General features: G+C 70.8%; 22 protein-coding genes and 1 pseudogene. 8 read left to right on the plus strand and 15 right to left on the minus strand.

The genetic code is table 11. The features are described 5' to 3' along the window. Position 1: 1 nt before the first annotated feature. Positions 2-1,258, minus strand: coding sequence for an MFS transporter (locus ACWD3H_RS15010; protein WP_451955366.1), 1,257 nt, complete (start codon positions 1,256-1,258; stop codon positions 2-4). Between the two features lie 67 nt (positions 1,259-1,325). Between ACWD3H_RS15010 and ACWD3H_RS15015 the strand changes: the two genes are divergently transcribed. Next, positions 1,326-2,645: a sensor histidine kinase gene (locus ACWD3H_RS15015; protein ID WP_451955367.1), complete on the plus strand. Its 1,320-nt coding sequence runs from the start codon at positions 1,326-1,328 to the stop codon at positions 2,643-2,645. A 51-nt stretch (positions 2,646-2,696) separates the two neighbouring features. On the opposite strand, the gene ACWD3H_RS15020 is transcribed toward ACWD3H_RS15015, so the two are convergent. Then, positions 2,697-4,007, minus strand: coding sequence for an ATP-binding protein (locus tag ACWD3H_RS15020; RefSeq protein WP_451955368.1), 1,311 nt, complete (start codon positions 4,005-4,007; stop codon positions 2,697-2,699). Continuing rightward, positions 4,004-4,669, minus strand: a complete 666-nt coding sequence (locus ACWD3H_RS15025) for a response regulator transcription factor (protein ID WP_451955369.1) — start codon at positions 4,667-4,669, stop codon at positions 4,004-4,006. Before ACWD3H_RS15025 ends, ACWD3H_RS15020 begins: the two co-directional genes overlap by 4 nt. Before the next feature lie 233 nt (positions 4,670-4,902). Here ACWD3H_RS15025 and ACWD3H_RS15030 point away from each other — a divergent pair, with 233 nt between their 5' ends. Beyond that, the gene (locus ACWD3H_RS15030) at positions 4,903-5,649 is read left to right on the plus strand and encodes a COG4705 family protein (RefSeq protein WP_451955370.1); all 747 of its coding nucleotides are present in this window, start codon (positions 4,903-4,905) and stop codon (positions 5,647-5,649) included. Continuing rightward, positions 5,646-6,776: an AbrB family transcriptional regulator gene (locus tag ACWD3H_RS15035; protein WP_451955371.1), complete on the plus strand. Its 1,131-nt coding sequence runs from the start codon at positions 5,646-5,648 to the stop codon at positions 6,774-6,776. The genes ACWD3H_RS15030 and ACWD3H_RS15035 overlap by 4 nt, the downstream gene beginning before the upstream one ends. A gap of 37 nt (positions 6,777-6,813) precedes the next feature. Here the strand turns inward: ACWD3H_RS15035 and ACWD3H_RS15040 are convergent, their stop codons facing one another. The 4 genes from ACWD3H_RS15040 to ACWD3H_RS15055 are packed head-to-tail and all read right to left on the minus strand — an operon-like array spanning position 6,814 to position 11,807. After that, positions 6,814-7,404 carry a sarcosine oxidase subunit gamma gene (locus ACWD3H_RS15040; protein WP_451955372.1) on the minus strand — a complete coding sequence of 197 codons (591 nt, stop codon included), beginning with the start codon at positions 7,402-7,404 and terminating at the stop codon, positions 6,814-6,816. After that, positions 7,397-10,279, minus strand: coding sequence for a sarcosine oxidase subunit alpha family protein (locus ACWD3H_RS15045; RefSeq protein ID WP_451955373.1), 2,883 nt, complete (start codon positions 10,277-10,279; stop codon positions 7,397-7,399). Before ACWD3H_RS15045 ends, ACWD3H_RS15040 begins: the two co-directional genes overlap by 8 nt. Continuing rightward, on the minus strand, positions 10,276-10,557 hold the full coding sequence (locus tag ACWD3H_RS15050; RefSeq protein WP_451955374.1) for a sarcosine oxidase subunit delta: 282 nt from the start codon (positions 10,555-10,557) through the stop codon (positions 10,276-10,278). The genes ACWD3H_RS15045 and ACWD3H_RS15050 overlap by 4 nt, the downstream gene beginning before the upstream one ends. A gap of 29 nt (positions 10,558-10,586) precedes the next feature. Then, complete coding sequence (locus ACWD3H_RS15055) at positions 10,587-11,807, minus strand: sarcosine oxidase subunit beta family protein (RefSeq protein WP_355565082.1); 1,221 nt, start codon at positions 11,805-11,807, stop codon at positions 10,587-10,589. A 73-nt stretch (positions 11,808-11,880) separates the two neighbouring features. Between ACWD3H_RS15055 and ACWD3H_RS15060 the strand changes: the two genes are divergently transcribed. Further along, positions 11,881-12,555: a GntR family transcriptional regulator gene (locus ACWD3H_RS15060; protein WP_355565085.1), complete on the plus strand. Its 675-nt coding sequence runs from the start codon at positions 11,881-11,883 to the stop codon at positions 12,553-12,555. 13 nt (positions 12,556-12,568) lie between these two features. Here the strand turns inward: ACWD3H_RS15060 and ACWD3H_RS15065 are convergent, their stop codons facing one another. The 4 genes from ACWD3H_RS15065 to ACWD3H_RS15080 form a co-directional block, all read right to left on the minus strand. Beyond that, the gene (locus ACWD3H_RS15065; protein WP_451955375.1) at positions 12,569-13,951 is read right to left on the minus strand and encodes a multicopper oxidase family protein; all 1,383 of its coding nucleotides are present in this window, start codon (positions 13,949-13,951) and stop codon (positions 12,569-12,571) included. A 295-nt stretch (positions 13,952-14,246) separates the two neighbouring features. Then, the gene (locus ACWD3H_RS15070; RefSeq protein WP_451955376.1) at positions 14,247-15,302 is read right to left on the minus strand and encodes a TRM11 family SAM-dependent methyltransferase; all 1,056 of its coding nucleotides are present in this window, start codon (positions 15,300-15,302) and stop codon (positions 14,247-14,249) included. 362 nt (positions 15,303-15,664) lie between these two features. Further along, positions 15,665-16,798: a sensor histidine kinase gene (locus ACWD3H_RS15075; protein ID WP_451955377.1), complete on the minus strand. Its 1,134-nt coding sequence runs from the start codon at positions 16,796-16,798 to the stop codon at positions 15,665-15,667. Between the two features lie 35 nt (positions 16,799-16,833). Beyond that, complete coding sequence (locus tag ACWD3H_RS15080) at positions 16,834-17,496, minus strand: response regulator transcription factor (protein WP_451955378.1); 663 nt, start codon at positions 17,494-17,496, stop codon at positions 16,834-16,836. Between the two features lie 196 nt (positions 17,497-17,692). Here ACWD3H_RS15080 and ACWD3H_RS15085 point away from each other — a divergent pair, with 196 nt between their 5' ends. Beyond that, on the plus strand, positions 17,693-17,935 hold the full coding sequence (locus ACWD3H_RS15085) for a hypothetical protein (RefSeq protein WP_451955379.1): 243 nt from the start codon (positions 17,693-17,695) through the stop codon (positions 17,933-17,935). Between the two features lie 13 nt (positions 17,936-17,948). Here ACWD3H_RS15085 and ACWD3H_RS15090 read toward each other — a convergent pair. From ACWD3H_RS15090 to ACWD3H_RS15105, 4 genes and pseudogenes are all read right to left on the minus strand, one after another. Next, positions 17,949-18,128 (minus strand): annotated as a pseudogene (locus tag ACWD3H_RS15090) (GPP34 family phosphoprotein); the annotation flags it as partial. A 383-nt stretch (positions 18,129-18,511) separates the two neighbouring features. Next, positions 18,512-19,147 (minus strand): GyrI-like domain-containing protein, encoded by a 636-nt coding sequence (locus ACWD3H_RS15095; protein WP_451955380.1) that lies wholly within the window; start codon positions 19,145-19,147, stop codon positions 18,512-18,514. After that, the gene (locus tag ACWD3H_RS15100) at positions 19,144-19,917 is read right to left on the minus strand and encodes a MerR family transcriptional regulator (RefSeq protein ID WP_451955381.1); all 774 of its coding nucleotides are present in this window, start codon (positions 19,915-19,917) and stop codon (positions 19,144-19,146) included. Before ACWD3H_RS15100 ends, ACWD3H_RS15095 begins: the two co-directional genes overlap by 4 nt. Before the next feature lie 325 nt (positions 19,918-20,242). Beyond that, positions 20,243-21,436 carry an esterase-like activity of phytase family protein gene (locus tag ACWD3H_RS15105; RefSeq protein ID WP_355569288.1) on the minus strand — a complete coding sequence of 398 codons (1,194 nt, stop codon included), beginning with the start codon at positions 21,434-21,436 and terminating at the stop codon, positions 20,243-20,245. Between the two features lie 329 nt (positions 21,437-21,765). Here ACWD3H_RS15105 and ACWD3H_RS15110 point away from each other — a divergent pair, with 329 nt between their 5' ends. The 3 genes from ACWD3H_RS15110 (at position 21,766) to ACWD3H_RS15120 (ending at position 23,890) form a co-directional block, all read left to right on the plus strand. Beyond that, positions 21,766-22,017 (plus strand): hypothetical protein, encoded by a 252-nt coding sequence (locus tag ACWD3H_RS15110; protein WP_451955382.1) that lies wholly within the window; start codon positions 21,766-21,768, stop codon positions 22,015-22,017. 441 nt (positions 22,018-22,458) lie between these two features. Further along, a complete protein-coding gene (locus tag ACWD3H_RS15115; RefSeq protein ID WP_355569295.1) occupies positions 22,459-23,016 on the plus strand; it encodes a helix-turn-helix domain-containing protein in 558 nt (185 codons plus the stop codon). Beyond that, the gene (locus ACWD3H_RS15120; RefSeq protein ID WP_355569298.1) at positions 23,009-23,890 is read left to right on the plus strand and encodes an SRPBCC family protein; all 882 of its coding nucleotides are present in this window, start codon (positions 23,009-23,011) and stop codon (positions 23,888-23,890) included. The genes ACWD3H_RS15115 and ACWD3H_RS15120 overlap by 8 nt, the downstream gene beginning before the upstream one ends. Positions 23,891-24,013: the final 123 nt, after the last annotated feature.

Here is a 24,013-nt window from a genome sequence, read left to right on the forward strand (position 1 = left end):
GTCAGCGCTCGATGAGAGCCGGTTCACCTTTCACCCAGGGCGGGGTGAGCAGCCGTCGCCGATCCAGCAGCGTCATCGCCAGCGCGCAGCCCCACCCGATCACGACCAGGATGGCCCAGGGCAGCCAGGCCAGGCCCCACCGTCCGGCGGCGTCCCACAGCGTGCCGGTCAGCACGCTGCCGGCCGTGACCCCGATGCCCGACAGGGTGGCGTACAGCCCGTAGTGGGTGGCGACCAGCCGTCCGCCGGACATCGCGACGATCACCTCCATCTCGAACGGGCAGATCAGCATGGTGCCGAGCGCGAGGAGCGCGGCCGCGACCAGCATCGGGGCCATGGCCGACTGCCCGGCGAGGCCCTCGTCGGCCACCGCCACGTGCGGGACGGGACCGGGCCAGGCCACGAGCGGGACGAAGGCCAGCCCCATCACGGCGAGCCCGGCGCTCATGGCGCGAGGCGCGGTCATCGTGCGGGCCGCCCACGCGGTGACGCGCCCCTGCAGGGTGATGACGAGGAGCGCCGACAGCGCGAACATCTCCCCGACGCCCAGATCGCGCTGCGCGCCCAGCGCCCGGCCCATGGCCAGGGGCAGCGTCAGGTAGACCTGGAAGGACAGCAGGTACGCCCCCGACATCGCCAGCGAGAAGTACCAGAAGGACCGGTTGCCCAGCACGATCCGCCATCCCCGGCGTTCCCGGCGAAGCTCGGGTGAGACGGCCGGAAGCCCGACCCCCTGCAGGACGGTCAGCAGCACGAACACCCCGGCCGCGACCAGCGCCACGACGCGGAAGTCCAGCCCCGACATGGCCAGCCCGGCCAGCGGGCCGAGCAGCAGCCCCGCCTGCCCTGCCATGTTGAACCAGCCGAACACCCGCACCCGCCGGTCCGCGGCGGCGACGGCCAGCAACGAGCGCACCCCCGGATCGAACAGGGCCCCGGCGAACCCGGTCGCCACCGACGCCACCACCAGCGCGCAGACGCCGTCGGCGAAGCCGAGCAGCGCGAAGCCGGCCGCACGAAGAGCGCATCCGGCCACCACCGTGACACGGCCCCCCAGCCGATCCGCCAGGTAGCCGCCGACCAGCGCCATTCCGCGCTGGCTCGCGTTGCGCACCCCCATCACCAGGCCGACCACCCAGGCTGCCAAATCGAGCTGGTGGGTCAGGTGGAAAGCCAGGTACGGCATCAGCATGTTGAACCCGAGCTTGATCGTGAACTGGTTGAGCAGCAGCAGCCGCACGAGATTTTCGTTACTCATAGTGACAAAGACGATACGAAAGGTAAGGTTAGCGCGACGTTTACCTTCGGCTTGGGAGCCTGGCCCGATGCCCTCGACCCCGCCGCGACCGGCTTCGTTGCGCCGACGCGTGCTCGTCGCGATCACCGTCGTGGCGGCGTTCACGGTCACCCTGTTCGCGGTGCCACTCGCCATCGCGGTCAGCCATCTCTACCGCAGCGAGACCATGAACGCGCTCAGCCGTGACGCCACCTGGATCGCCGCCGCCATCCCCGACGACGACGTCGAGAACGGCGCCCGGGCGATCACCCTGCCGACCGGCGTGCCCGCCGGTCTCACGGTCGGCGTCTACTCCACCTCCGGCCACCTCCTGCACGGCGGCGGCCCCGCCGTCTCCGGCCTGGTGGCCGCCGCCGTCGATGGGCACCCCCACGAGGGCGTCGAGGCCGGATTCCTCGTCGCCTCCGCGCCGATCCCCACCGACGAGACCCAGCTCGGGGTCGTGCGGGTCGCCACGCCGTACGACGGGGTCGAGGACCGGATCCATCTCGCATGGCTGCTGATGGCCGCTCTCGCCACCCTCGCCATCGCGCTCGCCGCCGCCTTCGCACTGCGCCAGTCGGCTCGCCTGGCGGCTCCGCTGGAGCACCTGACCAGGGCCGCCCAGGCACTGGGTGAGGGTGACTTCTCCATCAGGCCGCTCCGCTCGGCCATCATCGAGGCCGACGCCGCCGGGCAGGCGCTGGCGGCCACCGCGCACCGCCTCGGCGAAGTCCTCGACCGCGAGCGCTCCTTCAGCGCCGACGTCTCCCACCAGTTGCGCACCCAGCTCACCGGCCTGCTCCTCGGCCTGGAATCGGCCCTCACCCGGCCCGGCGCCGACCTGACCCGGGCCATCGCCGTCGCCGTCCAGCGCGGCCGGCGCCTCCACACCATCATCGACGACCTGGTACGGCTGGCCCGCGACACGCGCACCGCCTCCGAACCCCTCGACGTGGCCGCCCTGCTGGAGGAGGTCCGTTCCGACTGGCACGGCAGGCTCGCCGCACAGGGCCGCCGGCTGACCATCGACCTGCCGGGTGAGTTGCCCCCGGTGGTCGCCTCGCTCCCCGCCGTACGGCAGATCCTGCGGGTGCTCGTCGACAACGCGCTCGTCCACGGGGCGGGGAAGGTCTGTGTCGGCGTCGTCGAAATCGGAGACGCGCTCGCCATCGAGGTCTCCGACCAGGGGCCCGGCGTCCCGGAGGAAAGCGACCCGTTCGTGCGCCGCGCCTCCGCGGGTGACGGACACGGCCTCGGCCTGGCGCTCGCCCGCTCCCTGGCCGAGGCCGAGGCGGGACGGCTGGTCCTGAGCCGTGGTTCGCCGCCGATCTTCAGCCTGCTGCTGTCGCCTTCGAGGAGCACCTGACGAACCCGGCGACGCCCGGCCCGGAGCCACGACCCGCACGGTGGCGTGAGCTCAGGCCACCGGAAGGCGCAGTTCGACCAGACCGCCCCGGGACACCTTGGGGGTCAGGGTGCCGCCGGCCGCCTCCGCAAGCCTGCGGGCCAGCGCGAGGCCCAGCCCGGCGCCCTCGCCGGACGCGGCCGCCCGCCCTTGTGTTCCTGGACCGAGGACGGCCTCAAGCTCGCCGACGCCGAATCCGGGGCCGTCGTCGCTGATGGCGAACACCGCGTCGTTCCCGGATCGCGAGACGCGGAGCAGCACCGCCGAACGGCCGTACCGCAGCGCGTTGTCCAGTAACGGCTGGAGCATGCGCAGGACCACCTCCCGATCACAGCCGACGACCAGTCCGGCCGCGCACTCCAGATCGAGCTGGATCTCACGTCCCCGCGCACGGCAGGCCCGCAGCACGTCCGCCGCCACGTCAACGGCCGCGGCCGTGCCCGCGGAGGGATCTATGCTCTGCTGCGCCAGGCCGATCAGGGTGTCGAGGGCCGCGGCCATCCGGTCGGTCCCGTCGAGAACACGCCGCAGCACGGCCTGGAGCTCGGCGGCCGAGCGATCCCGGCGGAGAGCCACCTCCGTCTCCAGCCGTAGCCGGGTGAGCGGGGTGCGCAGTTCGTGGGCGATCTCGGCGGTGACGCGCTGTTCGTGACGGAGCGCCGCGGAGAGCCGGCCGAGCAGGCCGTCCAAGGTCGAGGCGAGGCCCGTCAGCTCGTCACGGGGCGAGCCGAGGCCGAATCTGCGATCGAGGTCCCGTTCGGACCACTTGGCCGCCTGGGCGGTCATCTGCGCGACAGGCCGCAGGGCCTGTGTCACCGAGCGCCGGACGAGCAGGGCGCTGAGCCCGAGGACCAGCATGTCGAAGACCAGCGCGCCGATCAGCGCGGTCCGCTCGGCATCCTGGTACGGGATCATGGAAAGGGCAACCACCACGACCGCGTCCGGCGTCGGAGGGTCGTGCAGCGGTACCGCCAGCATCCGCACGTCGCCGACATCGTGGAAGGTGGGGCGGGAGGCCGCGCTGAGCTTTTGAGCGGAGGAGTCCAGGGGGCCGGGTACGGGCGGTGTGCTGACCGGAACACCGCCGGCGTCGAACACCCACACCCCACTGTCGAGAACCTCGTCGAATGGTGTCTCGTTGACCCTCAACCGACCCTGGAGGGTCGTCACCGTGGCCGCCGCCGCTCCGGCCCGCGCCCGGAGGACACCGTCGGCGCCCTTTTCCAGTTGCCGGGAGAGCACCAGGTAGAAGCCCATGGTCAAAACCACGAGGGCGGCGGCGAGTGCTGCGGTCGCGGTGACGACGAGCCTGCGCCGGATCACCCGACCGAGTATCCGATGCCGCGGACCGTCGTGATCGCCGACGACTGGTCGATGCCGTCGAGCTTGCGGCGAAGCCGTACGACATAGGCGTCCAAGGTGTTGTCATGGACGATCGCCCCCGGCGGCCAGGCCGCGGCGATCAGTGAATGACGGCGGACGACCTCCCCGCGGTGCGCCAGCAAGGCCGCCAGCAGCCGGAACTCCGTCGGAGTGAGGCCGACCCCCCTGCCCTCATTGCGCGCCTCGTGTGCCGCGAGGTCCAGATACAGGCCAGAGGGCGGGTCCGCGGCCTTGCCTCCGCGCCGTACCAGGGCCCGCAGCCGCAGCACCAGCTCCTCGAAGTGGAACGGCTTGGGCAGGTAGTCGTCGGCGCCCGAGTGGAAGCCCGACAACCGGTCGGTGATGCCTCCGCGCGCCGTGAGCAGCAGGACCGGCGTGTGCACGCCGCGCGCGCGCAGGGCCAGGCAGAGATCACGGCCGTCGACGTCGGGAAGGCCGATGTCGATGACGAACACATCGGGCGGGAGGTCCTTGAGGCCGCGCAGCAGAGCGGTCCCACCGGCCACCGACAGGGAGACCTCGAACCCCTCCTCCCGCAGGCCGCGGCTCAGACCGGCACGCAGGGCCAGGTCGTCCTCGACGATGGCGACGCTTGGAGTCAAAAGATCGTTCCCCGCTTCCCGTGGCTGGTGGGTCTCCTCCGTTCATCAGAGTATGCGGCGCGGGAAACAGCAGGCACGGCCACCATCCGGCCTGCTCTCGTGACGGTGAGGAGCCTGGAAACGCAGTCAGGTTGCGTTCAGGTGAACCGTGTCAGCCTGGCGCGATGACAACCCACGCAGGATGGCTCAAGGCCACGCCACGAGGCCGTCAGATGTTGAACAAGGTTCCGGAAGTGACGATCTACTTCTGGATCATCAAAGTCCTGTGCACCACGGTGGGCGAGACAGCGGCGGACTTCCTGAACGCGAACCTGAACCTGGGCCTGACCAACACCACCTACGTCATGGGCGGCCTGCTGATCATCGCGCTGGGCTTCCAGTTCGGGACGAGGAGGTACATACCGGGGATCTACTGGCTCGCGGTGATCCTGATCAGCGTCGTCGGCACGCTGATCACCGACAATCTCGTCGACAATCTCGGGGTCTCCCTGGAGACGACCACCGTTGTCTTCAGCATCGCTCTGGTTGTGACCTTCGTGGCGTGGTACGCCAGCGAAAGGACCCTGTCCATCCACACCATCTCCACGATCCGGCGCGAGGCCTTCTACTGGTCGGCCATCCTGTTCACCTTCGCCCTGGGCACCGCGGCGGGCGACCTGGCGGCAGAAGGACTGAGCCTGGGGTACGGGGTGTCGGCGCTCGCGTTCGGCGCGCTGATCGCGATCGTCGCCCTCGCCCACTTCGGCGCCAAGCTGAACGCGGTCCTCACCTTCTGGATCGCCTACGTCCTGACCCGGCCTCTGGGAGCCTCGATCGGCGACTACCTGTCCCAGTCCCGCGTCGACGGCGGTCTCGGCCTGGGGGCCATCGTGACCAGCGCGCTCTTCCTCGTCACGATCTTGAGCTTTGTGGTCTACCTGACCGTCACCGGAAAAGACAAAGCCACTCCCATGACCGCCGCGGAGGGCGGCAGGGCTTGAACGCGCCCCGTGCGGCCCCCGGCAGCGGCATCACCGGCCGGGCCGTCAGGCTCGTCGCGTGGGCGGCGGTGCTGCCGATCACTGTGGTGGCCGGTGAACTGGGCGAACCTGCCGTGCCCTCCTCGCACATGCTGATACCACTGCTTCTCGGGCTGACGATCGCGCTGACCGGCCGGATGCGTGATCACGCTCCTGCCGTGCTCAACCGAACCTCACAGGCACTGCTCGGCGTGCTGATGGGGACCTACCTGGACCTGTCGGCACTGGGCCACGTGGCCGGATCGATCGCGCCCCTGGCCGCGGTGACCCTGGTGACGCTCCTTCTCTGCCAGGCGGCCGCGTTCGCCATGGCCCGTTTCAGCGGAGTGGATCGAGCCACGGCCACCCTCGGCATGATCGCTGGAGGATCGGCCGCCGCGGTCGCCTCCGCCGAGGATCTCGATGCCGACGGCCGCCTGGTGGCGTTCATGCAGTATCTGCGGCTGGGCTTCATCGTGGCGAGCACACCGGTCCTGCTGAGCTGGATCTCCCCCCGGCCACAGGAGGGGACCGGCACCGGCGCGCGTGGCGGTGCCGGCGGCCCCTGGCACCTGGTCAGCGGCCACGACCAGGCATGGGGCCTGATCGTGCTCGCGGCCGTCGCACTGCTCGGCGTGCTGCTGGGCTCCCGCCTGAGACTGCCCAGCCCGGCCATGATGGGCCCCATGCTGGTGTCCGCCGTTCTCACCGCGACCGGCCTCGCGGGCGGATTCGCCCCCAGCGGAATGCTGCGGACCCTGCTGTTCACCATGATCGGGCTCGATGTCGGCCTGCGGTTCTCCCGGCGAGCCGTGCGGCGCCTGCGCCGGATCCTGCCCGCCGCGTTGGCCTGCACGCTGGCCGTCAGCGCCGCGTGCGCGGCCATGGCCTGGACGCTCTCCGCCGTCACCCACATCCCGTTCGGCGACACCTATCTCGCCACGACGCCCGGCGGGATCAACGCGGTCCTGGCGACGGCCTCCTCCGCGCACGCGAACCTGCCACTGATCTCCAGCGTGCAGAGCCTCCGGCTCTTCGCGATGGCGTTCCTGGCACCGCTGCTGATCCGCCTGACCGTCCACAGGTCCCGGACCGGGAGCGCCCGGTGATACGGCGCCCCCCTGGCCGTCGGCGACCGCGTCGACGTCACCCGGCTCGTGAGGCGAACTCGGTCATCGCGTCGAGCAGCCACCGGGCGACGTAGTCGGCGAAGGAGGCGCGGGGCAGGATCAGGTACGTCGAGGGACCGGACTGCCAGAGCAGCACGGGCACCGGTCCGAGCGTGGTCGTCACCGCGTCGCCGGGGCCGAACGACCGGGGATGCAGGTCGGCGGGGCAGCCCTTCTCCAGCACCTGACGCGCCGCGGCCCCGCTGAGCTCAAGAATCGTCCGGTTCGCCGACACGTCGACCACCGCGCCGGAATCACCCGCCAGGGCCTCGACGAGGTCCGCCACCAGCGGGCCGGGGTCGGCCGACGAGACCACGAGCCATTCGTCCGGGCCCAGCCACAGGGCGGTGTGCGCTCCCGCCCGAGCGGTGTCCGCGACCCGCTCCGGCAGGCCGGCCCCCAGGGCCGCCCCGATCCGGTCGAAGGCCGCGGATCCGGGTGCCACCCGGACGGAGACCATGGTCAGGAACGGCAGCTCCCGCAGTGCCCCGCCCCGGGCACCGCGCATCCGGTCCTCCAGGTGCGCCAGCGGGCTGCGCCGCAGTTCGACGGGACCCGTCTCAGCCATCACGCCTGTTCCCTTCGGGGTCGTACAGCACGGGTTCGGCGACCTGGACCTCGACCAGGGAGTCGCCCACGTGGGCGATGAGGATCTCCCCGATCCGGTCCCGGCCGCCGGCGACGAGCGCGAGGGCGAAGGGCCGGCCGAGCGCCTCGCTGTGGTAGCTGGAGGTGACGTGCCCGAGCATCGGGACGGGTCCCTGCTCCGGGGTGACCGGCGTGTCCGGCGCGATGATCTGCGTGCCCTCGGGCAACCGGGTCACCCGGTCGATTGGCAGCAGGCCGATCAGGTGCCTGCGGTCGGCCCGCGCGGTGTCCGCCCTGGTGTAGGAGCGGTTACCGATGAAGTCCTTGCGTTTCGAGACCACCCAGTCCATGCCGGCGTCCTGCGGCGTGACGGTCCCGTCGGTGTCCTGCCCGACGATGGGGTAACCCTTCTCCGCGCGGAGCACGTGCATCGTCTCGGTGCCGTAGGGCGTGATGTCGAGGTCCGCCCCGGCGGCGTACACCTCCTCCCAGACGGCGAGGCCGTACCAGCCCGACACGTTGATCTCGTAGGCGAGCTCGCCGGAGAAGGAGATCCGGCAGATCCTGGCGGGTACGCCGGAGGCCAGCATGGTCTCGCGGAAGGTCATGAACGGGAACGCCTCGGCCGAGACGTCCAGGTCCGGGGCCACCCGCGCGACCACCTCCCGCGACTTCGGGCCCACCACCGCGATCGTCGTCCACTGCTCGGTCACCGAGGTGCAGTACACGTCCAGCTCGGGCCACTCGGTCTGCAGCCACTCCTCAAGCCAGTCGAGGACACCGGCCGCACCACCGGTGGTGGTGGTGAGGAGGAAGCGGTTCCGGTCGAGGCGCAGGTTCACGCCGTCGTCCAGGATCATGCCGTCGGGCTTGCACATGACCCCGTACCTGGCGGAGCCGACCGGCAGTCTCCGGTGGGCGTTGGTGTAGACGCGGTCCAGGAACTCGCCCGCGTCGGCGCCGCAGACCTCGATCTTGCCCAGCGTGGAGGCGTCCATCATGGCGACGCCCCGCCGGGCGGCCCGGCTCTCGCGGGCGACCGCCGCGTCGATGTCCTCGCCGTCCCTCGGGAAGTACCGGGGACGCAGCCACTGCCCGACGATCTCGAACCTGGCGCCGTGCGCGACGTGCCAGGGGTGGATCGGGGTGGTCCGTTCGGGGTCGAAGAGGTCGCCTCGCTCGCGCCCGGCGAGGGCCGCGAAGGAGACCGGGGTGTACGGCGCCCGGTAGGACGTCGTACCGATCTCCCCGGGGGTGCCGCCGAGAGCGGCGGCGATCACGCCGATCGCGTTGACGGCGGAGGTCCTGCCCTGGTCGTGCGCGGTGCCGATCGTGGTGTAGCGCTTCACGTGCTCGATGCCGCGCAGGCCCGCACCGGTCGCCCGCCAGATGTCGGCGACGGTCTGGTCGCGCTGCAGGTCGACGAAGTGCTCGTGCCAGTCGGCCGGCTCACCGGTCCGCCCCGGCACCAGCCAGAGTTGCCGGACCGGCCCGTACTCGCCGGTGGCCGCCCGTCCCACCGGAGCCTCGGCCTCGATCGGGAACCCGGCGGCCACGGCGGCCTCGACCCCGGCCTCGGTGCCTTCCGAGAGGCAGCCGCCGAGGTCGAAGGTGCCCCGGGCCGAACCGGCCACCCGCTGGTCGCGGACGATCCCTTCGGGGACGAAGGCCGCGAGCACGTCGTCCCAGCGCAGCCCGCCCTGCCGCTGGCTGTGCAGGTGTACGACGGGGCTCCAGCCGCCGGAGACGGCGAGCAGGTCACACGCGATGGTCTCGACGTCGCCGCTGAGCAGTCCGTCGTCGTCCAGAGCGCTGACCAGGACGCCGCCGACCCGCGGGGCACCGGTCGTCTCGACGACCGCGCTGCCCGGCACGACGCGCACTCCGGTCCCGGCGATCTCGGCCGCGCGCGGCGACAGGGTGGGACGGGCGTCGATCACGGCCGCCACCTCGACGCCGGCCGCGACCAGGTCGGTCACCGTGTCGTACGCGCTGTCGTTGGTGGTGCTCACCACGGCGCGGGAGCAGGGCGTCACGGCGTACCGGTTGAGGTAGCCGCGCACGGCCGAGGCCAGGAACACCCCGGGGCGGTCGTTGCCCGCGAAGACCAGCGGGCGCTCGTGCGCGCCGGTGGCGATCACGACCCGCGCCGCCCGGATGTGCCAGATCCGCTGGCGGGACACGCCCTCGGGGGCCGGGTGCCCGAGATGGTCGGTGCGGTGCTGGACGGCGACGACGTAGTTGTCGTCGTAGCCGCCGAAGGCGGTGGTGCGGCTGAGCACCCTCGCCTCGGGGGCGGATTCGAGTTCGGCCACGACCTCGCGCACCCAGTCCAGCGCGGGCGAGCCGTTCACCGTCTCCTCCCGGCAGGAGAGCAGCGATCCCCCCGGCTCGGACTGCTCGTCGAGGAGGATCACCCGGGCGCCCGACCTGGCGGCGGCGGAGGCCGCGGCGAGCCCCGCCGGGCCGGCACCGATGACCAGGACGTCGGTGTGCGCGAACATCTTGTCGTAGACGGCCTCGTCGGGGGTGGGGTCGAGCCGGCCCAGGCCGGACAGCGTCCGCACGGCCAGCCCGTCGACGAGGGAGACCGTGGTGGCCGGGAGCATCGACTCCGAGCACCGCCCGAGGACCTCAAGCAGCGCGTTCGGCTCCTCGACACCGGCCGCCACGATGCCGCGCGGGCGCCCCCGGTAGATCGAGGGGGCGACGTCGAGCCTGCCCGCGGCCAGCATCGCCGAGGCGACGGTGTCACCCGGGTGGCCGGTCAGCTCCTGGCCGTCGACGGTGAGGCGGAGCACCGTGTCACGGTCGATCCGGCCGCCGGACGGGAGCCGGTGGGGCTGGGCGCTCATCGCGATCCTTCCGGGCGGGGGTCGGTGGGCCGGTAGACGGCGAGCACCCGGTAGCTGGTGGTGTCCCGCACGACGTTGAACCAGCGGCGGCAGCCGGTGCTGTGCACCCAGCGTTCGGCGAAGGGGCCCTCGGGGTTGTCGCGGAAGAAGAGGTACTCGGCCCATTCCTGGTCGGTCAGGTCGGCCGGGGCCTGCGGGTAGCGGACGTGGGCCTGCCCGCCGTAGTGGTACTCGGTCTCGTCCCGTGGACCGCACCAGGGACAGTTCAGCAACAGCATGCGGTGGCTCCTTGGCGAGATCGCGGGGGTCAGTGGGCCACGGCCGCGGCGCCGTGCTCGTCGATGAGGGCGCCGGTGGTGAACCGCTCCAGGGAGAACGGCGCGTTCAGCGGGTGCGGCTCCCCGGTCGCCATGGTGTGGGCCATGGTCCATCCGGCCGACGGGGTGGCCTTGAAACCGCCGGTCCCCCAGCCGCAGTTGACGTAGAGGTTCTCCACGGGCGTCCTGCCGATGATGGGCGAGGCGTCGGGGGAGACGTCGACGATGCCGCCCCAGGTACGGAGCACGTGCGCGCGGGCGAAGATCGGGAACAGTTCGATCGCCGCCGCCATCTGCTTCTCGATGACATGGAAGGAGCCGCGCCGGCCGTAGCCGTTGTAGGAGTCCACTCCGGCGCCCATGACCAGCTCGCCCTTGTGCGCCTGCGAGACGTAGACGTGCACGTGGTTCGACATGACCACGGTGGGGTGGACCGGCGCGTACAGCTCGGAGACCAGTGCCTGCAGCGGTTGCGACCGGACCGGCAGCCGGAAGCCGGCCTGCTCCGCCAGGACGCCGCTGTGACCGGCGGCGACCAGGCCGACCACCCCGGCGTTGACGGTGCCCCGCGTGGTGCGCACGCCGACGACCCGGTCGCCGTCCTTGACGAAGCCGGTGACCGCGCAGTTCTGGATGAGGTCCACGCCCAGCGCGTCCGCGGCGCGGGCGAAGGCCCAGGCCACGTGGTCGTGCTTGGCGATGCCGGCCCGGGGCTGGAACGTCGCGCCCAGCACCGGGTAGCGGACGTCCGGGGAGATGTTGATGATCGGGCACACCTCGGCCACCTCCTCGGCCTCCAGCCACTCCGCGTCGACACCGTTGAGCCGGTTGGCGCTGACCCGGCGGCGGGCCTCGCGGACGTCCTGGAGGGTGTGGGCGAGGTTGAGCACGCCCCGCTGGCTGAACAGGAAGTCGTAGTCCAGCTCCTCGGGCAGCCGCTCCCACTGCTTCAGCGCGAACTCGTAGATCCCGGCGCTCTCGTCCCACAGGTAGTTGGAGCGGATGATCGTGGTGTTGCGGGCCATGTTGCCGCCGGCCAGCCAGCCCTTCTCCAGCACCGCCACGTTGCCGATGCCGTGGTTTCTGGCCAGGTAGTAGGCGGTGGCCAGCCCGTGCCCGCCGCCGCCCACGACGATCGCGTCGTACGACGGCTTCGGCTCCGGGTTGCGCCAGAGCAGGGCGGGGTGCTCGGGGAGCGGGTTCGTGGTCACGCCGAGGCTCCGTTCGGGTCGAGGCCACCTAGAAAACTATTGATATATCAGTTAGTGGGGTAACCTACGTCAGGTGCGAGCGACGGTCAACGTAGGGGGCGGGGACGACGAGTCACCGCTCTCGCTCGCCGAGCAGGCATACCGCACCATCCGCGACAGGCTCGTCATGCTCGACATCCGCCCCGGGATGCCGATCAAGGAGGATCACCTCGCCGCCTCACTCGACATGGGCAGGACACCCGTCCGCGAGGCGTTGAAGCGGCTGGAGGGTGAGCGGCTCGTGGTCGCCTACCCGCGCCGCGGCACCTTCGCCACCGACGTCAACATCACCGACCTCGCCCACATCTCCGAGGTCCGGCAGCAGCTGGAGCCGGTGGCCGCGGCCAAGGCGGCCCTGCGCGCCACGCCGGCGGACCGGATCGCACTCGGCGAGCTCGGCGCGGAACTGGCCCCCGAGCGCATCTCCACCCTGCCGCCGGAGAAGCTGATGCGTCTCGACCTGCGCGTGCACCGCGCCCTGTACGCCGCCACCGGAAACCCCTACCTTGAGGACACCCTGGTCCGCTACGACAACCTGGCCACCCGGATCTGGTGCCTGTTCGTCGACCGGCTTCCCGGCATGGCGGGCCATGTCGGAGAGCACGGCCCGCTGCTGCGCGCCGTCGTCGACGGCGAGGAGGAGCAGGCCGCCCGGCTCGCCGCCGAACACGTCGCGGGCTTCGAACGCGAGGTCCGCGCCCTGCTCTGACCTCCCGGCCCGATCACTTGACGATCTCCAGGACCGCCATCATGCCCGCGTCCTCGTGGTTGAGGATGTGGCAGTGCAGGACGGTCCTGCCGGTGTAGTCGGTGAAGTGGATCCGGATGACGACCCGCCCCCTGGGGGGAATGTTCACGGTGTCCTGCCAGCCGTGGGCGTGGTGAGGCCGCCCGTTGGTGCTCATCAGCTGGAAGTCGTTGGTGTGGACGTGGAAGGAGTGTTCCTCGTCGCTGTCGTTGCGGACCGTCCACTCCTCGACCGTGTTCAGCTTCGACCGGATGTCCACCCGGTTCATGTCGAACTGCCTGCCGTTGATGTAGAACTCGGTTCCCGCCTTGTTCTCGGAGAACACGATGGTGCGCCGCGCGGCGAGGGCGGCGTGGCTCAGGTCCTCCGTCGGCGCGAAGGTCGCGGGCAGCTCCACCGGGTGCGTCGGCGTGCCCTCGGAGACCAGGGTGGCCAGGGTCGCCTGCGGGAACCTGTTCCCGGCCGATCCGGTGCTGTACGGGAGCGTCTGCAGCCGGGTACGGCCGGGCGGACCACCTCGTACGAGCACGTCGAACCGGGAACCGGCCGCGAGGAGGAGCGAGTCCGCCGACCAGATCCGGTCGACGGGGTTGGCGTCATGGGCGATCACCTGGAACCGCTGCCCGTCCAGGTGGACCTTGTAGTAGATGTTGGCGCTGATGTTGGCCAGCCGCCACAGCTGGGTCTCACCCGGCCGGATGTGGATGGTCGGGTTCAGCTGGCCGTTGACCGTACGGTTGGTGGGCGCGCCGATGTGCAGATCCTGGGTCCTGATCGCGTCACCCTGGATCTGGAAGTCCTTGAGCGCGATGACGTGCTCGGTGATGTCGCGCAGGCCGGGCGGGAGATACCGCTTCAGACCGTCGACGACGATGACGCCCGACAGCCCTCCGGCGACCTGCACTCCGGATATCGGATGCGCGTGCGAGTGGTACCAGTAGGTGCCTGGCGCGAGGTTGTCCGGGAATCGGTAGGAGTAGTGGAACGTCTGCCCGGGATCGATGTGGATGAAGACGTTGTCGGAGTTGCCGCTCGGCGACACGTGCAGCCCGTGCACATGGAGGTTGGTGTACTTGCCCAGCCGGTTCTCCATCGCCAGCTCCAGCCTGTCCCCCGGCCGGATCCGCAGCGTGGGCGGCATGTAGTCGCCGTTGTACGTCAGGGACCACAGCCGGTGCCCGGCCACCTCCACCTGCCGTCTCTCCACGACGAGCCGCGCGCGCAGGACCCCCCGGTGGCTCACCAGTTGCGACGGGTCCCGCAGTGGGGCCCCCTCCCGAACCGGCGGCGACGGCGACGGCGACGGGCTACCGGCGAAGCCGCTCACCACCGTGGCGACGACAAGGATCGCGACCACGACGAGACGGGACAGACCGCATCGAGACCGCATCCCACCCCCCGATGTGAAGCGCTCTGAGGTTACCGAGCCGTCTGTCGTTATCGGCCGGTACGGGACGGGCCAAACTGCCGCCTTGGACACGGGGGCCTTTGCGTGCCAAATATTTGACCGGCCGACACCTGCCTTCCTTGACTCCCGCCACCGTTGGGCACCCGTACGGACGCCCCCTGCCGGAGCGGCCAGGGTCCGGGTACGGCGGGGTCGCCCCCGCCGTACCCGCCACCGCCCTGACCTTCCCCTTCGACCTGCGCGCTCATCCTCCCTGTGCTCGGCGCCGGGACGTCCGTCGTTGACGCCTCTCCCCCGCCATGAGCCGGACGATGTACGACCTGGCGCCGGAGAGCCGGACCTGCTGGACGTGGACGGGGACCAGCCGATGCCGGATGGCGGTGCCGAGGTCGTCGGTGTCGGGGATCAGCACCACCGCCATTCCGTCGGGGGCGAGGACCCGTCGCAGCTCCGTCCACCACCGGGAGGGAGCCCCGTCGAGCAGGCCGTGCGCGGCGACCTGCGTACCCCAGGGTGGGTTGCACACGACGCGGTCGATGCTGCCGTCGGCCAGCGGCAGGTCGCCGGCGTCGGCCGGGCGGACGGTGATGGCCCGGGAGTCCGCCGCGTTCGTGCGCGCCGCCCGCAGCGCGTCCGGGTCCAGGTCGAAGCCACAGAAGCGGGCGTCCGGCCGCAGGTGTCCGGCCTCGATGAGCAGGGTTCCGGCACCGCAGCAGGGGTCGAGCACCCGGTGATCGGACCGGATGTCGGCCATCCGGGCCATCGCCGCGGCCAGCGGAGGATGCAGGGTGCCCGGGATCGTGCACCGCTTGTAGGTACGGCGGTGCAGCGGCCGGTCGGTGATCCTCAGCATGAGCGTCGCCCGGGTACCGTCCAGGATCAGCCGCCACGCGCTGTGGGCCGGCGGCGGCGCGACGCCCCCGCGCCGCGAGTGGTAGCCGGCTCCCAGCCTCCGCGCCAGGGCCCGGCCGACGGCGTCCTCGGCGTCGTACCGGCTGAAGTTCCGCCTTCCCAGGAAGGACGCCGACATCTCGACACCGGTGAGCTCGCCGGAGCCTCCGCAGCCCAGCCGGTGCCGGAGCAGCGTGTCCACATCGGTGACGGCCGCGAGCTCGGCGAGCGCGTCGACACCCGTTCTGGCCGCTCCGATGTCCGGCAGTTGGGCGGCGAGCAGGAACACGTCGTCCGCGGTGCGCAGCCGGACCACCCCGGGCTCCGGTCGAGGCGCGCGGAAGTGCACCTCACGGTGGCCCAGATGGGTGATCGGACCGAGTCCGAGCTGGAGGATCTCGGAGGCCACGATGGGCTCCAGTCCTCGGACGCACCGCGCCACCAGGCGCGCCGCCGTCACGAGACGGCGAGGGCGCTGGGACGCGGGGCGGTGAGAAAACGCGCGCGAGTGCGCATGATGATCGTTCTTCTCCCACGTCAAGGTTCGGGACGGCGCCACGCCGCCCCGCCTCGTCGACGACGGGGGTTCCTCGCCTCGCCGACGGTCCCTTAACGCAGGTGGAAGAAGAAGATCATGGAATGGATGGTAACAGTCCCAGTCCGTGATCATCCAGCGCCGTATCGGCTCGGGAGCCCACGCGGATCACGCCTCCACGACACCGGCCCGCGAACCGACCCGGATGGCGGCGGCTCGCGCTGTTCGGCCCGCCCTCATTTCGAGCCGCCGGACGGCAGGCCGATGACGAGGGTCAGGCCGCCGGTGGGGTTGGCGGTCGCGGTGAGCGTGCCGTGGTGCGCGGTGACGACCGCGCGGACTATCGCGAGCCCGAGACCGTGCCCGCGCCCGCCCTCCTCGGGGCCGTGACGGATGCGGCCCGCACCCCGCACGAAGGGCTCGAAGAGCTGCTCCAGCCGGTCCGGTGTCACCGGGGGGCCGGTGTTGCCGATGGTCATCACGGCCTGATCCCGTTCGGTGGTGACGGTGACCATGGCCCGGCCGGAGGGCTGGTTGTGCCGGATCGCGTTGGTCATCAGGTTGACGGCGAGCTGGCGGAGCAGGGTCGGATCACCGATGACCGGCGCCGCCTCCAGCCGCGAGACCACCGCCACGCCCCGCCGGTCGGCCTCGCCGGAGGTGACGGCGATCGCGTCGCGGGCGAAGTCGGCCAGATCGGCGGTCACGACGGCGCTGACGCCGTGGTCGGCTCGGGCGAGGTCGAGCAGCGCGCCGACGATCCGCTCGCTGCGCGCGTTGACCTCGGTCAGGTCGGCGAGCAGCGCGGGCACGTCGCAGGCCGAGGGCTCGGCCGCGGCGACGTCGAGGAGTGCCTGGCTGGTGGCCAGCGGGGTGAGCAGCTCGTGCGAGGCGTTGGCGGCGAAGCGCCGATGGCCGTCGAAGGCGGACTGCAGGCGGGCGAGCATGCCGTCGAAGGTGTCGGCCAGTTCCTTGAGCTCGTCGGCGGGGCCGTGCAGGGCGACGCGCTCGTGTAGGTTCCCCCCGGCGATTCCCGCCGCGGTGGCGGTGACCCGGCGGATGGGGGCCAGCATGCGCCCGGCCACGATCCAGCCGATGGCCACCGCGCCCAGCGAGCACACCGCCAGCGCCAGCCCGGAGACGCGCAGCAGGTCGTCGAGCACCTGCGGGGCGCCCTGGACACCGGGTCCGGCCGACGTGCCCGGCGTGACGCCTGCCGGTACCGGCGCCACCGGGGCCACCGCCGGGGTGAGCAGCCCGGACATCAGCAGGTAGACGGCGGCCAGCGCGGCGGCGGTGGCCGCGGTGAAGGTGACGCCGTACAGCAGGGTGAGCCGGGTACGGATCGTCATCCGGCGCCGGGCGGTCATCCCGTGACCAGGCCGATCGCCACCGGATCGGGCGCTCATTCCGGAGCCAGCCGGTAACCGACGCCGATCTCGGTGTGGATCAGCGGTGGCTCGCCGAGCTTGCGCCGCAGCGAGTGGACGGTGATCCGGACCGCGTTGGTGAAAGGGTCGGCGTGCTCGTCCCAGGCCTTCTCCAGCAGGTGCTCGGCGCTGACCACACCGCCCCGGGCGGCCAGCAGGATCTCCAGTACGGCGAACTCCTTGCGGGGCAGGCGGATCTGCCGGCCGTCCCGGCTGACCTGCCGGGTGTAGGGATCGAGCCGTACCCCGGCGGCGGCCAGTACCGGCGGGCGGGCCTGTGACGGGCGGCGCCGCAACGCCAGTACCCGTGCGACCAGTTCCGGGAGCCGGAACGGCTTGGTCAGGTAGTCATCGGCGCCGAGGCCGAGCCCGGTGACGGTGTCGTCGAGCGTGCGCGCCGCGGTCAGCATCAGGATCCGGCACGGCGTCCCGGCCTCGACCAGCCTCCGGCACACCTCGTCGCCGTGCACGACGGGTAGGTCACGGTCGAGGATCAGCACGTCGTAGTCGGTGACCGCGAGCCGTTCCAGCGCCGTGGCCCCGTCGGTGGCCACGTCCACCGCCATGGCCTGCCGGCGCAGCCCGGCGGCCAGGGTCCGGGCCAGCAGCGGCTCGTCCTCGGCTATCAAGATCCGCACAAGCCTGTCCCTCCCCGAGCGTCCCGCGTGCACACGGCTTCATCCTCGCCGACGAGGTGTTTGTCCCGCGTTTGGTATTCACACCGGCCGGCGTTCGGCCGTGGAGGGCTCCGGATTTTCCCGAACGCCGGCCGAATGCCGGGTGCGGCTGAATGGGCGGTGATCCGAAACAGGAACCCCGACAGAGGGAGCTTTGATGAACATCCCCCGCAAGCTGGCGGCCGTGATCGGTGCCGCGCTGGTCGTGGGCGGGCTGGCCGCCGCCGGTGTGGCGTACGCCGCCAACGACGGTGACGTCTGCGTGGTGGCCGGTCTGCTGACCAAGGCGGCCAGGCCGGCCGGCAGCGCCCCGGCCGACGCCGAGCAGCCGACGGCCGAGGACGGGCCGCTGTGCGTCCCGGCCATCCCGGCCGCTCCGGTGGCTCCCGCGGCCGAGTAGGCGCGTCACCGGCCGGCGCCGCGTCGACGGCGACGAGCCATATCCGTCCCGCCTCCGATCTCACCGCGACCTGCCCGGCGAGCATCAGTTCCCCCAGGATCGCGCCGGCCGGCCCCAGCCCGGTCAGCCGGGAATGGAGCCTCATACGACCTGTTCTTTGTCGTGCACGACAAAGAACAGGTCGTCGGCCAATCGGGGTCCCGAAAGATCAACTTCAGCCACGAACGGCGATCGTATAGCCAAATTGTTAAATCTGTCATTACACGAATAAAATTCCGGCGCGTAGCGGATGACTCGGAGCGGGAATCGGAGAAAAAGAAGTCGCCCGCCGGCGACCGAGGCGGCAATGGCCGGAACCTCCGGTCGGAAAGCTCCCGGGAGGGCCCGGACGCCCCCTCCCGGAGATCGGCGATCACCCGGATGACCTGGTACGCAAAGGCGAAGGCCCGCCTCAAACCGGCAGCGTGAGGCGGGCCTTCGAAGGCTTTCCCAGCCGGGAGAATCCAGCCGAGCGAGCCGCGCGGAGCGGGAATCAGCGGGGCCCGGATAATTAGTGTCGGTCTTTAATGAGGAAAGTTACGCCGACCAGGGGCCGGAATAGCGCGGTAACGGATTCCGTACACTCGGTGTCGAATCACGGCCACGGGTCCAGGCGACGCGAACGGGCTGGCGGAGCACGGTCAGCATCTTCTCCGGGTCGGTCTCCGACGTATCGGACAGGTAGATCTCGTGGTGCAGGCCGTTCCGGACCAGCCCCTCGCTCCGCATCAGCGCGTCCATCCTGGCGAGGGTCTTCGGCTCCTCCGCGTACGGTCCGCGGTGCAGAGCCTGCACGCACAGTCCCTCGGTGAAGGTGACGAGCTGCACCCTGGCGGCGGCCGGGTGCCCCGCGGACTGGCGCGCCTCGTCGGCCCACGCCTCGTCCACCGGCTCCGGCAGCCGCAGGAACAGGTGCCACCACCACTCCTCGCGCGGCACGTCGAGCGGCGGCCGCTCGTCCTCGGCCCACCAGCGGCCTTCCAGGGGGGGCATTTCGAACGGCCGTACGGAGCGGGCCGCGATGCCGAGCAGCGCCCCGGCGACGGCGTACAGCGCTCCCACGCTCGTCGTGTAGACCGGTCCGCCCGGCGCTCCCTGCCCGGTGACCGAGAGCCCGCGCGCGGGGCCGAACTCCACCACTTCGGGATCGTCCGCGGCTGAATACCAGTTCACTCCGGATCCTCCAGTTTGATCATCAGATGGGTCACCAGCCGGTCCTGCGGTGTAGTGGCGGGATTGGAGACGTACACCTCGCGCAGCGGGCCTTCGGGCGTGTGCCCGCGCTCGCCCACCCAGGCGAGCAGCGCGTGCGCGGTGAGCGGGATCTGGTGGTAAGGACCGACGTGCGTCACCGAGGCGTACAGACCGCCGGGCAGGACGTCCGGGGACGTCCCCGGCACATCCTCGGACGTCTCCACGGCGACGGCCACGGTGAGCTCCGGCGCGAGGTCGAGTGGGAACAGCCCGATCATCAGCTCCCTCGGGTCACCCACGGCGGCGAGCAGCCGGGCCACGCACGCCGAGGTGACGACGCCGATCCGGTCCAGTGTCGCGACGTCCCTGACGACGGCCACCCGCCGGGCGGGCTCGCGGACCACCGTCACCTCCGGCCGGTGCAGCCCTTCGGAGAGGATGCGTTCAAGCGCGGCGAAGTTGCGCTCGCGGCGCGCCAGATCGGCCTCCATCCGGTCGCGTACGTCACCGAGCGCACCCGTGTCGCCGGACAGCACCCGCCCGATCGAGGGCAGCGGCACGTCGATGGAGCGGAGCAGGCTGATCAGCATCGCGGCGCGTGCCTGGTCCGGCCGGTAGTAGCGGTAGCCGGTGTCCGGATCGACGTGGTCCGGGGTCAGCAGGCCCAGCTCGTCGTAGTGCCGCAACTGCTTGACGCTGAGCCGGCAGAGCCTCGCGAACCGCCCGATCGGCAGATATCCCTCGTTCACGCCACCAGCATGGAGGTTCCCACAGTGGGAGGGTCCAACCGGGCGAGAATCGATCGAGCCGTAGGGCCGGAGTGCGTCCGGGAGGTCGCCCCAGCGGGGTTCGGCACGCTCAAGAGCCGACCCCGGAGATCACATCCGGCCTCGTCCCAGCCGTCCCGCCACTCCGTGACGGCACATTCAAGGACCGACGCCGGAGATCGCATTCGGGGATCCTCGTCGGCCTCCCGCGAGGTGGCCCCACATGGGCCGACGCGGCCGGGACCCGTGTCGTGGGTCCCGGCCGCGCCGGAGTCTTTCAGCGTCCGGGTTGGTGCCGACCGCCCTGTCAGCAGCCCCTGGCGGCGAAGGCCAGGAACTGGGTGACCTCCTGCTCGCTGAAGTTGTCGTCGGAACCGATCACCAGCGTGCACTCACCGTTGCGCAGACGCGGTCCCCAGGCGAGGCTCTCCAGGTTCTGCACCGGTGTCCGCACCGTGCTGAGGTCGGAGACCAGGCGCTTGGAAACCGGGCGATACGGGCGGCCGGTCGACAGGCTGTCCCTGTTCAGCACGTTCGTGGCACCGCGCAGGTCGATCTCATACAGCTTGACCTTGTAGTTGACGCCTTCGATCCAGGAGCGTTCGAGGGCGAGGTAGCGGTAGTCGTCGATCGCCAGGATCTCCGAGACGCCGCTGTCGGACTGGCCGGTCGGCGGGATCGGCGCCGCCGGCAGCGGGTCGATCGGGTAGACGTACTGCCCGCGCGGCCTGCCGTCGCGGCTCCACACGGTGATGCGGGCCGGGGCGCCCTTGGTGGCGGTCGGCGGCTCGCCGTCCTCGTACCTGGGGCCCTCGGTGACCGCCGTGATGGTGCGCGCCGTGGAGGTCAGGCCCTCGAAGCCGAAGTTGCGCCGGGGGCCGCTGTCGGTGGTGGTCATCTTCATGTTGCGGGGGGTCGTCAGCTCTCCGAGGTGGCGTCCCCGGGTGTTGGTCCAGCGGACGAACAGGTCGGAGACCGGGATCTCGGGATGCGTCGCGTCCGGCCGGTCGCCCTCGTGGCCCCAGAGCAGCCGGTTGCTCCACCTGTCGTAGCGGATCGTCTCGGGATCGGCGGACTCGGCCTGGCCGTAGGCGGGATAGGGGGTCCCGTCGGGGCGCCGCAGGGTGGTGACCCCGGTGAGGTTCACCCCGGTGAAGGCTCCGGTGACCGGGTTGATGTCAAGGCGGCCGGTGTAGAAGCGGGCCGGGTTGTAGCGCCACCGGTCGTCGGAGATGAAGTACCAGGTGCCGGTACGCGGGTCACGGTCGATGCCGGAGATGCCGCCGACCGTGGTCCCCCGGAACCGCATCTTGTTCGGCAGGCGCTGCTCGCCGAGGAAACGGGTGATCCGGACCCCCCTCGTGGGCGCCGCGGCCTCCGACCGGGCGTCCGCCGTCGACCGTCGGGCGTCCGCCGTCGACGCCTGCGCGCCGACGGCCCCGAGGCTGACCGCCGTCGCGATCGCGGCCGCGATCGCCGCGATTCTTCGCGAATTGGCCATATGACTCTCCTCATCCCAGAAAAGATCCCGAAGGACTGGCGGGAATATGAGATCGCGGATTGCTGAGAATATCCACGAGAATCAGCACTTGAATGCTCATTGGCCGCTCAATGACAAGGAAGAATCAGCCATTTTTCCTGCATTTTCAGTTTTGAAGTCGAGGAATACGACAATGCGCCCGAAAGCATGCGGGCAGGGCATCCCATCACCGCCGATCAGGATGGCCGGTCACCCGCCGGACACGGGTCCGGGTGCGCGCGCACGGCGGGAGTACGCTCGAAGGGACGCCGACAACCCCGCCGGGTCTATGCCACATTGGACGGCGAATCATGGCGGATATCGAACCCACGTGCGAACTACATCTACGGATATTCGGTCAGCCCCACGACCTGATGCTGCGCCTGCACGGCCACGAACCCACCGAGGACGACGTGGCGAGTTGGATGCGGGCCGGTTCCGTGATCAGGCTCCAGGTCACCGAGACGGCAGGCCGGACCCCGCACACCATGCTGGTGAATTTCGGCAGCGTGGTTTTTGCCTGGATCTGCCCTTACCAGTCCAGCCGGGGGATGAATCTGTGAAGCCGGGCTGCCGCCCCCAGGTATCCGCAGGTCCGGACAGACACAATGATGACCGACTATTTACGCACCTATCGCGACATGTACGAGAATAGACCCCTAATACCGCCAAAGTGCCGCAGCGCCTGCGATCCATTCCAGTGCCGAGCCCCGATGAGGCCGCCCCCCGGCGCCAGATTCTCCCCCCACATCCGCCACCGTGACCGCCGATGGGCGCTTTAACCGCGTGAGGCCCGCATCCGCCATCCGGAGCGGCCAGTGACCCGGCCAGCGACCGGGCCGATGACCGGGCTGATGACCGGAAGGTGAGGCGGCCGGCCCGCCCAGGCGGCCCTCTCAGCATCCACCCACCCGCGCCCTCGGCTCCGTCCCGGCCGCCCCGCCGGGGGCGATGCGCCCGAGTCATTGACAAAATAGAATTTTATGTACAGGCTCGATTTTGCGATGAGAGATGTCCTGTATCTGGAGCAGATCGATCAGGCCGAGGCGCTGCTCAAACCGCAGCGTATCGAGGTGCTGCGGCGGCTCGCCGAGCCGCGCTCGTGCACCGAGGTGGCGGCCCTGCTCGACCAGACCCCGCAGCGGGTCTACTACCACGTGAAACGCCTGGTGGAGGCGGGCCTGGTGACCCAGGTGTCCGAGCGCAGGGTGCGCGGCATCCACGAGGGCGTCTACCAGGCGAGCGCCCGCTCCTACTGGCTCTCACCCCGTCTCGTCGGCCGGATCGGCCTGCGCAGAACCCAGGACGAGCTGGGCCTGGGCTACCTGCTTGACCTCATGGAGGAGGTCCAGGCCGATATCGGCGCGCTGGACAGGACCGCGCCCGAACTGCCTTCCGTCGGCGTGTCCGGCGAGATCCGGGTGCCGCCGGAACGACGTCAGGAGTTCCTGAACGACCTCCAGTCCACCCTGCAGGACCTTTTCACCCGCTACGGCGGCGCCGAAGGTGACGCTTTCAAGCTCGCCGTGGCCTGCTACCCCAAGGGAGAACCCCGTGAGTGAGCCGATGAGGCTGAACGCACGCGTGGCCGCACCGCTCAAGGCGGTCCACCACGCCCTGACCGACCCGGGCGAGCTGCGGATCTGGCTGGCCGAACACGCCGAGGTCGAGCTGCCGCACCGGTACGAGTTCTGGGGACGCCACACCCCCGAGGGCCACGCGCCCCACCAGCGCCCGCTGCACGTCGACGACCACACGCTGCGCCTGTCGTGGCTGATCGACGGCGAGGAGACGACGGTCGAGATCCGGCTGGAGGAGGAGAGCGCGGAGTCGACCGCCCTGTCGCTCTCCCAGACCCATTTCGACTACCGGGAGGCGATCTCCGGCAACGGCGGCGTCCGGGGGACGCTGCAGACGTTCTGGTGCCTGTCGATCGCGAACCTGATCGACCACCTGGAGGGCCGCGAGCTCACCCCGAAGTGCGACTTCACCTCCCCGCGAATGCAGGAGCGGTTCCTCATCGGCGCCTCGCCCGAGGAGGTGTACGACTCGCTCGTCGACTCGGAGAAGTTCAGCCGGTGGTTCGGCTACCGGATCGACATCGAGCCGTACGTCGGCGGGCGCTTCGCCATGGGCGGCTTCGAGGTGGACGAGGCGCCGGGGAAGGTCGTCGAGGTGGAGCCGGGCCGCAGGTTCTCCCTGGAGTGGCCGGGCTTCGGCGTCTCCAGCTGGGAGCTGGAGGGCTCGGACGGCGCGACGCGGCTCACCTTCGTGATGAGCGGCTTCGACGAGGGCAATCCCCCGTACGCCGGGTGGATGGGCTGGCTCAGCGGCGTCGCCGAGCTGCGCCGCTTCCACGAGCTGAGCGACTGGCAGCCGATCTGGTTCGATTTCGAGCCCCCCACCCTGCCCGAGGAGACCACCGCGACCAGGTGACCGCGCGCCACCCGCCCTAGGCCCTGTCCTGCGGATCTTGCCGTGGCGAGGATCGGTCAGGTGGTGCCTCGCAAGGCGGAGGAGGGAGCCGCAGCGTGCTGCGGTGACCGACGACAACGCGGC

This window comes from Streptosporangium sp. NPDC002607 (genome assembly GCF_053592655.1).

What these genes read in the sequence shown, in the direction of transcription:
- ACWD3H_RS15010 (WP_451955366.1), bottom strand. Translation starts at nt 1,258, where the DNA reads ATGAGTAACGAAAATCTCGTGCGGCTGCTGCTGCTCAACCAGTTCACG.
- ACWD3H_RS15015 (WP_451955367.1), top strand. Translation starts at nt 1,326, where the DNA reads ATGCCCTCGACCCCGCCGCGACCGGCTTCGTTGCGCCGACGCGTGCTC.
- ACWD3H_RS15040 (WP_451955372.1), bottom strand. Translation starts at nt 7,404, where the DNA reads ATGGCTGAGACGGGTCCCGTCGAACTGCGGCGCAGCCCGCTGGCGCAC.
- ACWD3H_RS15045 (WP_451955373.1), bottom strand. Translation starts at nt 10,279, where the DNA reads ATGAGCGCCCAGCCCCACCGGCTCCCGTCCGGCGGCCGGATCGACCGT.
- ACWD3H_RS15050 (WP_451955374.1), bottom strand. Translation starts at nt 10,557, where the DNA reads ATGCTGTTGCTGAACTGTCCCTGGTGCGGTCCACGGGACGAGACCGAG.
- ACWD3H_RS15075 (WP_451955377.1), bottom strand. Translation starts at nt 16,798, where the DNA reads ATGACCGCCCGGCGCCGGATGACGATCCGTACCCGGCTCACCCTGCTG.
- ACWD3H_RS15085 (WP_451955379.1), top strand. Translation starts at nt 17,693, where the DNA reads ATGAACATCCCCCGCAAGCTGGCGGCCGTGATCGGTGCCGCGCTGGTC.
- ACWD3H_RS15105 (WP_355569288.1), bottom strand. Translation starts at nt 21,436, where the DNA reads ATGGCCAATTCGCGAAGAATCGCGGCGATCGCGGCCGCGATCGCGACG.
- ACWD3H_RS15110 (WP_451955382.1), top strand. Translation starts at nt 21,766, where the DNA reads ATGGCGGATATCGAACCCACGTGCGAACTACATCTACGGATATTCGGT.
- ACWD3H_RS15115 (WP_355569295.1), top strand. Translation starts at nt 22,459, where the DNA reads ATGAGAGATGTCCTGTATCTGGAGCAGATCGATCAGGCCGAGGCGCTG.